The following is an 8,082-nucleotide window of genomic DNA, read 5'->3' as shown; positions in this document are numbered from 1 at the left end:
CAGCGAAACGCATTTTCATCGGCAAGTGAGTAAGCTTACCGGTATGACACCCGGAAAATTAGTGGAACTATTGCGGATTCATCGTGGTTGTTACCTATTGCATTACAGGCAGTCACTGCGTTTTACTGATGTGGCCATTTTGTGTGGATACAACAGTACTGATAGTTTCAGGCGCGCGTTTAAGCGGGTAACCGGCTTTACACCTACTGATTTTCAACGGCGACATATAAAAATAGAAAATTTACCGCATATAGAAACGTTAGCAGCGTTGCAACGCATTACAGACCAACACAACAAATCAGATAATGCGAAACACAACGAGCCACATATTTTAGCGTTACCCGCAGTTGCGGTTTATGCCATGTCCCATAGAGGCAATCCGTCTTCTATTCCGGTTACTGTGAGGGAATTTATCGCGTGGCGACAGCAGCATAAGCTATCGCCGTCTATCAGTCGGACCTACAACGCATTTTGGCAGGATCCTTTTGGAGCACACGGCGATGTAAGAGTCGATATTATGTGCGAGGCTATTCGCGCTGTGCCATTACTGGCAGACACTAAAGTATATAAAACCAGCTTGCCAGCGGGTCGTTATGCCGTGATGGATATTGAAGGTGGCGATCATCTGATCCAGCAAGCAGCACATACCCTTATAGACCAGTTTATTCCTGCTAATAACGAGGTTATGGCTGATTGTCCGCTCGTAGTTCAGCGAATTCGATTTTATCCGGATGTCCCGTTAAATCAGTCATTAAACCGAGTCATGGTATTACTCAAATAGAACAAAGTGGTACACTGCAATGCAATACACGTAATGTAAGGAATTGCAGTGCAGCGGTTTATTTCAGTTGATGATATTTCCCAGGATACGCTGAACAATGTTCAGGTAGTTCTGGTTTCTATGAGCAATCCGGTATCAGGTGAAAAAGACACGGCCAGCGACGGATATATACCCGGTGCGGTTAAGATTGACCTGGATGCCGAAGGCAGTGATCACTGCGGTGATTTGCCTCATACGCTGTTATCTGCACAAGCAATGGCCACGTTACTGGGTGGGCTTGGTATTTCCGCTTCTACTACTTTGCTACTGTACGATAATTACGGTTTGTTTTGCGCCCCTCGTTTGTGGTGGATGCTCAAAGCGCTCGGTCATCAGCGGGTATGTGTACTTAATGGCGGTATGCCAGCCTGGAAGGCCAAAGGATTGCCGGTGAGTCAGTCGCTTAAATCACTTGAAAGCATTGAGCCCGTTCAATATTTGGCGCAACCTCAAGCAGATTGGTTCTGCAATTCTGATGGTGTAGTCAATGCATTGGATAATCCTGATGTTACTATTTTGGATGCGAGAAGCCGGCCCAGATTTAATGGTGAAGTGGCTGAGCCGCGTGCAGGTTTACGCAGTGGTCATATGCCAGGCGCAGTCAATGTACCATTTACTGAGTTGTTAACTGCAAACAAATCTCTGGCATCATCCGACACCCTCAAAAGCTATTTTTCTAATGCGAATATCCGCCTTGAACAACGGTTACTGTGTTCCTGTGGTTCCGGTGTTACGGCGTGTATTGTGGGAATGGCTGCGTTGGAGTGTGGAGCTCAGCAGGTTACTGTGTACGATGGTTCATGGGCAGAGTGGGGCGCGGGTAACACATTCCCGGTAGTTACAAAGCATGGCTAATCCACAATTACCACGCGTAGTGGTGCTAACTGGCGCGGGCATATCTGCCGAGTCCGGTTTGAAAACGTTTCGGGACAACAATGGTCTGTGGGAAAATCACCGGGTAGAGGACGTAGCTACACCGGAGGCCTTTTCTCGCAATCCGTCGCTGGTATACCGATTTTATAATGCACGTCGAGCACAATTGCAGTCTCCCGATGTTAAGCCTAATGCCGCTCACCTTGCATTGGTAGACCTTGAGCAGCGCTTAGGTGAGCACTTTCTGTTAGTGACGCAAAACGTTGATGATCTGCATGAAAGAGCGGGTAGTGAACGGGTGTTGCACATGCACGGTGAGCTGTTGTCTGCGCGATGTTGTGCGTCCGGTCAATCGCGAATGTGGTATGACGATTTTGATCATACAACCGGCTGCCGGTGCTGTATTCCAGCGGAACCACTCAGGCCAGACATTGTGTGGTTTGGTGAAATGCCTATGCACATGGATACAATCATCGATGCGCTGGCGCAAGCAGATATTTTTATTGCGGTGGGTACTTCAGGCCAGGTTTATCCTGCTGCCAATTTTGTGTCCATAGCCGCAGAAAGTGGTGCGCAAACCATTGAAATGAATCTGGAACCGGGTCAACAAAACCGTTTTTTTGATCAGCGCATCACCGGTCCGGCGGGAGAAACACTGCCAGCCTTTGTATCGCAGTTTATTCAGCAATACCTCAACTGATTAGAGTAAGTTAATGGAATATCTAAGCGAATTTATTACTATCGCACTGGTACATCTGGTCGCCGTTGCCAGCCCGGGGCCGGACTTTGCGATTATTGTACGATACAGCGTCAATCACGGGCGCAGAATTGCTATGTACGCCAGTGTTGGCGTTGGCCTGGGCATTCTATTACATGTGGCTTACTCCCTGGTTGGCCTGAGCGTTGTGATAAAAACTACGCCTTGGCTCTATTCTGCGATTTGTTATTTGTCTGCCGCGTACTTGTTGTATCTGGCCTTTGGTGCGTTGAAAAGTAAACCAGGAAACTCGTCGGCTAACATCAGTACTGATGCAAAACAAACCCAAGTGAGCCCGAAAAAAGCCTTGATCAATGGCTTTTTAACAAATGGATTGAATCCAAAGGCCACCTTATTTTTCTTATCATTATTTACTGCATTTATTAACGTTGATACGCCAACTTCGGTAAAAGCGCTTTATGGGATTTATCTGGCCGTCGCAACTGGCTTGTGGTTTTGCATGTTGTCGTATTTGCTCAGCACATCAAGTGTGGTGAAGCTCATTGGAGACAAGGGCTACTGGCTCGACAGGTTGATGGGCGTCGTGCTTATTGGCTTGGCGGTAAGGCTAGTTACGCTGTGAACCAGTGGGATAAGCTGAAGCCGGTTGGGGATGCTGTGTGCAGGTGTTATACTGCGCGCCAAGAGCAGTAACGAATAATATTTGTCGGAAACTATGCAGCCTGAGCAAGGAAAAAGTAACCTCGAACGCGCGTTAAATGGTGAATATCGATTTGATTTCAAAGCGTTGTTTAATAACAGTCAGGACTTGTACAAGTCTAATTTGCTAACCTTTATCAAAGCCGTTGGTATGCTGTTGTTAATTGGTGTGGCGAGCACATTGGTATTAATGTCAGTATTCAATGTTGATACCAGCTCGGTTGAGGGTATGCAAAACAGTCCGGTTGGCATGATAGACATCATCATGCTGGTGATCATGTCACCGCTTTTGGCGGGGTTTCGCATGCTAGGTGTGAAGTTGTCGGCTAACCAACAGGCTGATGTATCCGAGTTGAGCGCGTACTTCTCGCTAACCCTTGCTCTGGTAACCTTAAATCTACTGACCAGTTTACTGGTGCAGCTTGGCTTTATGCTGTTAATTTTGCCTGGTATTTACGTCTATCTGGTTACCCAATTTGCAGTTGTGATACTTGCTGAACAACGGGCAGGCGTCATACAGTCAATTATTCTGTCGGCCAAAGTAGTTAACCGCTATCTGCTGCCGTTTTTATTGCTACTCATTTTGTTTGTATTGTTATTCACGTTGGTGTTTTTAACCATGGGCTTAGCTATTTTTTGGGTCGGCCCAATTTACAGCCTTGTGCTGGGACAACTTTATAATGATTTATTTGGTACTCAATCAGACATAACGTCTCAGCCACCATCGCAGGATTCTTTACTGGATGCATAAGCGGGAAACCAGCAAAATTGTGCTAATTCTGGTTGCCGTTATGGCGATCACAGTGGCCCTTGCCTGGAAAACTGCTAGCCGTGATCCTGATATCTTCGATTACCCTGAAACCAAAGAAGCCGCCAATCCGGTACCGGATTTTTCCGCTATCAGCGACACGAACGAAAAGAAACGTGCGTTTTTTAATTACCTGCGTCCTGAAGTAGAAAAGCAAAATGAATATTTACTGAGTTTGCGTCACTACCTGCAAACGCTGCAACGAAAATTGAATGCAGGACACGGCCTAACCAGAGAAGACGATAAACGGTTGAGCTGGTTGATAAAAGAATATCGCATTGACGACAATAGACGCACTGAAGATCAAATTAAGTTATTGTTGAATCGCGTTGATATTTTGCCTGTTGAACTGGTGCTGATGCAGGCAGCAAATGAATCTGCCTGGGGCACATCCCGGTTTGCCAGCGAGGGCTATAATTTTTACGGTCTCTGGTGTTATAAAAAGGGCTGCGGATTTGTACCAAATCTCCGTTCCAGTGGAGAAAAGCACGAAGTCGCTAAGTTTGAGAACATTTCGCGCGCAACGTATCATTACATGCGCAATCTTAATCGCCATAGCGCGTATAAAGAGCTTCGTCATATTCGCGCTTCACTCAGACGCGCGCAACTTCCCGTAACAGGCCTGGCACTTGCAGAAGGGCTGATGAGTTATTCCGAGCGCGGTGCCGCTTATGTCAATGAACTACAGCATATGATTCGATTTAATCAGGAGTACATCAACGAATGACGCGTTTTCTTAGTTTGCTTATTTTGAGCGTCTTTATGGCACAATCTCATGCCGAGACCATTGAAGTTGAATACAAGCGCTTTTATAGCCACATTAATAAAATAGGTGATGAAGACACGGCAGCGCTGCAATTTGCTTTTGGTTTTATGCGTGTTGGGCAGGATCGCCTGTGTAAAATAAACAGTGCGCAAATCATCACGCAAAAACAAACCATTCCACTTGACGTGAGTGAAGAACAACGATTCCTGGTTCCCAAAGAACGTGCATTAAACCTAGCTGATGCCTTTATTTTGATTGATTTGGAGGAAGCCGCCAATCTGTGTGATATGTCGGTGCAAATCGAAACCACGGCCCAATACGTTAAAACCGAGTACAGCGCAGACGAACTGGCCTTTATCACGCGTCAATACGAAGCATTCTTTAATGAAATGGGTGGTTTTTTGTCATTTATGATGCCATCGGTCAACGGACTTATATTTCGCTTTTCTGATCCATCGCTGAATCTGCCCATTCCAGGCACCAATGGCATTAATGGTGGCATGCTGATGCTTGATAAAGATTGGCTTGCACAGGGTAAAGGGATAACTTTACCTCAGGCACCACTGCGTATTACGGCGATTGCAAAAAGTTAATCTTTAATACGACGGATGAAAAAGGGCGGAATATCCGCCCTTAACTTAACTGACTTTTTCGTTCGTTACGGCATCCTGTTTAGTAACAGGATTACCAGATTCTTCCGATATTTGCTCATCCAGCGGCGCTGCTACTTGTTCTGCTGGTAACACCTCGTCCAATACCAGCTGATAGCGAATTTGCTCTGCGAGACGCTGGATCACTTTTTCTCCGGTCTCACACAGCTCAGTCGCCCGGTGAAAATCCATCAGGCCTACATCGGTTAATGGTGGCTCAATTAAAATATCTGGTGGCTCGCCGGCTAATCTCGAGCGGGTAACCCGCGCCTGAAGAATTTCCAACGAACTCGTCATTACGCCCAGGATCCCAGGCGATTGCTTGGTATTTTCTTCCTTGGTTTCAGGTGAAAACCACTGACGAACCACATCCTGGCTTTTCTTAAAGAAATGCTCGTTCTTTTCCTGGTTTTGCTTGTGCTTTTGGGTTTCCCTGGCAATTTGTAACGGTCGAAAATCGGCATTCAAATTCACGGCTATAACAAAGTCGGCGCCAAGTTGACGGCATAAATTCACTGGCACAGGGTTTACCACTGCACCGTCTACCAGCCAGCGATCCTCATGACTAATGGGGGAGAATAGTGCGGGGATGGCACAGGACGCCTGGATAGATTTACCAATTTCACCCTGATTAAACACAACTTCCCGCCCAGAGTATAAATCGGTAGCCACACAGGCAAAGGGCTTTTGCATTTGCTCAAAGGTTGGCGCACAGAATTCGGCTGCCAGTTTATCAAACACCTTCTGACCACTTGCCAGACCGCCTCGTCGAATGCCAATACCCATTAAACTGAGCGTTTGCCACTCAGTGAGAGAGCAGGCCCACTCTTTGAGTTCCTGTAAATGGCCGCTGGCATAGGCTGCACCAACATAAGCACCAATTGAACACCCAGCCACTACATCAATGCGAACCCCCAGTTTTTCCAGCGCCTGAATGACGCCAATATGGGCCCAGCCTCTTGCTGCACCAGACCCCAGTGCAATGCCAATTTTCATTAATTTATTCCGTTAAGTTAACTATTTGAATGGCGTTATCATCAACATCGTCGGTGATCATCTGACTACTAAAATCGGGTTTGTCGAAGGCAATGTCACCGTCATCAGAGGCAACGCCTGTAGCCTTGATGGTTTTAAAATCGTAAAGATTGCTGTCTACTAAATGCGAAGGCGTGACATTCTGGATAGCGCGGAACATGGATTCAATGCGGCCCGGGAACCGACGGTTCCAGTCCTGTAACATCATTTTGATGTTCTGGCGTTGCAGGTTTTCCTGTGAACCACACAGGTTGCATGGAATAATGGGGAACTCAACTGCCTGAGCATATTTTTCAATGTCTTTTTCGGCGCAATAGGCAAGCGGGCGGATCACCACATGTTTGCCATCATCGCTTACCAGCTTGGGCGGCATGGACTTTAGCTTGCCACCATGGAACATGTTTAAAAACAGCGTTTCCAGCATGTCATCTCTGTGGTGTCCCAATGCAATTTTAGTTGCACCCAGTTCAGTGGCCGTTCGGTACAAAATGCCTCGGCGTAATCGTGAGCAAAGCGAACACGTGGTTTTGCCTTCCGGAATTTTGTCTTTCACAATGGAATACGTATCTTCTTCAACAATACGGTAATCGATGCCCAGCGTCTTTAAATAATCCGGCAGTACATGCTCGGGAAACCCAGGTTGTTTCTGGTCGAGGTTAACGGCCACAATGTCAAACGAAATGGGGGCGATACGCTGTAAGTACATTAAAATGTCTAACAAGGTATAGCTGTCTTTTCCACCCGATAGACACACCATCACTTTATCGCCATGTTCAATCATGCCAAAGTCATCGATGGCTTTGCCCACATTGCGGCGCAAGCGTTTTTGAAGCTTGTTAAAATTGTACTTTTGTTTGGACTGGGACGGTGCAAGCGTACCCAGAGAATTTACCTGTAAACTCATTAATCTGGCGACCTGTAACTGCTCAGGCCGCATTGTATCATCAACACCGGGCGCTTAGAAGAATCGACCGTGCTCTGTAAACATTATATGGCTAACCGGTAAGGGCTAAGCCCTTACCGGTGACTCAAATCCGTCAGGCTTAATGGCGAGTACATCGCAGTTCAGTTCATCAATAACGTGTTCTGCAGTATTGCCAATTAATGCCGCAGAAATCCCGACTCGCCCAACGGTGCCTATGATCACTAATTCTGCATCGATGGTTTTGGCCACAAATGGAATGACCTTTTCTGGCAGACCTTCTTTCACATGACAGCGATCTAACGGTATTCCGAAGCGTGAACTGTGTTTTTCCATCTCTTCAAGGTGGTGGTTTTTTACCGATGCATTGTAACTTTCAGGATCAAACTCCGGTACTTCTATGGCGATATTAAGCGGAGTAGCAGGGTAGCTGTTGGCCAAATGAACATGACCGCTGAGCAGTGATGCGTAGTCTCGGGCGATTTCCGTGATCTTGTGATTGAGCTGCGCGTGTTCCCGATCTTCAGTACCCACATTCACCGCAGCAATAATATTGCCATCCGCCGGCCATCCGTGCTCTTTAACCAACAGGACGGGAGTCGGGCATTTTCTTACCAGGTGCCAGTCGGTTGGGGTAAAGATCACTGAGCGTAAATCATCATGTGCACGAGTGGCTTTTACCACTATATCGGCCTTGGAGATGATTGCGTGGCGAATAATGGCCTCGTAGGGGCGGTTATCCCACTGCACCACAGCTGCGATGTTTGCGCCGTATTCTGAAACTTGCTGCT

The 8,082-nt window shown here is 46.9% G+C and carries 10 protein-coding genes; 7 read left to right on the top strand and 3 right to left on the bottom strand.

The genetic code is table 11. The features are described 5' to 3' along the window. From ACLR2L_RS16885 to ACLR2L_RS16855, 7 genes are all read left to right on the top strand, one after another. Positions 1-781: AraC family transcriptional regulator (locus tag ACLR2L_RS16885; RefSeq protein ID WP_413369760.1), on the top strand; the 781-nt coding region annotated here is incomplete at its 5' end. 48 nt (positions 782-829) lie between these two features. Next, entirely contained in the window at positions 830-1,675 is an 846-nt protein-coding gene (locus ACLR2L_RS16880; RefSeq protein WP_413369758.1) for a sulfurtransferase, read from the top strand. Next, complete coding sequence (cobB, locus tag ACLR2L_RS16875; protein WP_413369756.1) at positions 1,668-2,393, top strand: Sir2 family NAD+-dependent deacetylase; 726 nt, start codon at positions 1,668-1,670, stop codon at positions 2,391-2,393. The genes ACLR2L_RS16880 and cobB overlap by 8 nt, the downstream gene beginning before the upstream one ends. 13 nt (positions 2,394-2,406) lie before the next feature. After that, entirely contained in the window at positions 2,407-3,033 is a 627-nt protein-coding gene (locus ACLR2L_RS16870; RefSeq protein ID WP_413369754.1) for a LysE family translocator, read from the top strand. A 93-nt stretch (positions 3,034-3,126) separates the two neighbouring features. Continuing rightward, the gene (locus ACLR2L_RS16865; protein ID WP_413369752.1) at positions 3,127-3,861 is read left to right on the top strand and encodes a hypothetical protein; all 735 of its coding nucleotides are present in this window, start codon (positions 3,127-3,129) and stop codon (positions 3,859-3,861) included. After that, positions 3,854-4,645: a glucosaminidase domain-containing protein gene (locus ACLR2L_RS16860; RefSeq protein ID WP_413369750.1), complete on the top strand. Its 792-nt coding sequence runs from the start codon at positions 3,854-3,856 to the stop codon at positions 4,643-4,645. The genes ACLR2L_RS16865 and ACLR2L_RS16860 overlap by 8 nt, the downstream gene beginning before the upstream one ends. Then, entirely contained in the window at positions 4,642-5,277 is a 636-nt protein-coding gene (locus ACLR2L_RS16855; protein ID WP_140957333.1) for a DUF2987 domain-containing protein, read from the top strand. Before ACLR2L_RS16860 ends, ACLR2L_RS16855 begins: the two co-directional genes overlap by 4 nt. Positions 5,278-5,322: 45 nt before the next feature. Here ACLR2L_RS16855 and rssA read toward each other — a convergent pair whose 3' ends face one another. From rssA to uspE, 3 genes are all read right to left on the bottom strand, one after another. Then, positions 5,323-6,330: a patatin-like phospholipase RssA gene (rssA, locus tag ACLR2L_RS16850; RefSeq protein ID WP_413369748.1), complete on the bottom strand. Its 1,008-nt coding sequence runs from the start codon at positions 6,328-6,330 to the stop codon at positions 5,323-5,325. 4 nt (positions 6,331-6,334) lie between these two features. After that, a complete protein-coding gene (gene ttcA / locus ACLR2L_RS16845; protein WP_413369746.1) occupies positions 6,335-7,273 on the bottom strand; it encodes a tRNA 2-thiocytidine(32) synthetase TtcA in 939 nt (312 codons plus the stop codon). Positions 7,274-7,378: 105 nt separating this feature from the next. Further along, positions 7,379-8,082 (bottom strand): universal stress protein UspE (gene uspE / locus ACLR2L_RS16840; protein ID WP_413369744.1); only part of this gene is annotated, 704 nt, incomplete at its 5' end.

Source organism: Alteromonas sp. AMM-1 (assembly GCF_047290655.1).
Taxonomy (GTDB): domain Bacteria; phylum Pseudomonadota; class Gammaproteobacteria; order Enterobacterales; family Alteromonadaceae; genus Alteromonas; species Alteromonas mangrovi.
The sequence above is the reverse complement of the archived record's forward strand: the minus strand, read 5'-3'. Positions and strand labels throughout refer to the sequence as shown.

Bases quoted from the DNA above. Each gene is read 5' to 3' on its own strand.
- ACLR2L_RS16865 (WP_413369752.1), top strand. From the start codon at position 3,127: ATGCAGCCTGAGCAAGGAAAAAGTAACCTCGAACGCGCGTTAAATGGT.
- ACLR2L_RS16855 (WP_140957333.1), top strand. From the start codon at position 4,642: ATGACGCGTTTTCTTAGTTTGCTTATTTTGAGCGTCTTTATGGCACAA.
- ACLR2L_RS16870 (WP_413369754.1), top strand. From the start codon at position 2,407: ATGGAATATCTAAGCGAATTTATTACTATCGCACTGGTACATCTGGTC.
- ACLR2L_RS16860 (WP_413369750.1), top strand. From the start codon at position 3,854: ATGCATAAGCGGGAAACCAGCAAAATTGTGCTAATTCTGGTTGCCGTT.
- cobB (WP_413369756.1), top strand. From the start codon at position 1,668: ATGGCTAATCCACAATTACCACGCGTAGTGGTGCTAACTGGCGCGGGC.
- rssA (WP_413369748.1), bottom strand. From the start codon at position 6,330: ATGAAAATTGGCATTGCACTGGGGTCTGGTGCAGCAAGAGGCTGGGCC.
- ttcA (WP_413369746.1), bottom strand. From the start codon at position 7,273: ATGAGTTTACAGGTAAATTCTCTGGGTACGCTTGCACCGTCCCAGTCC.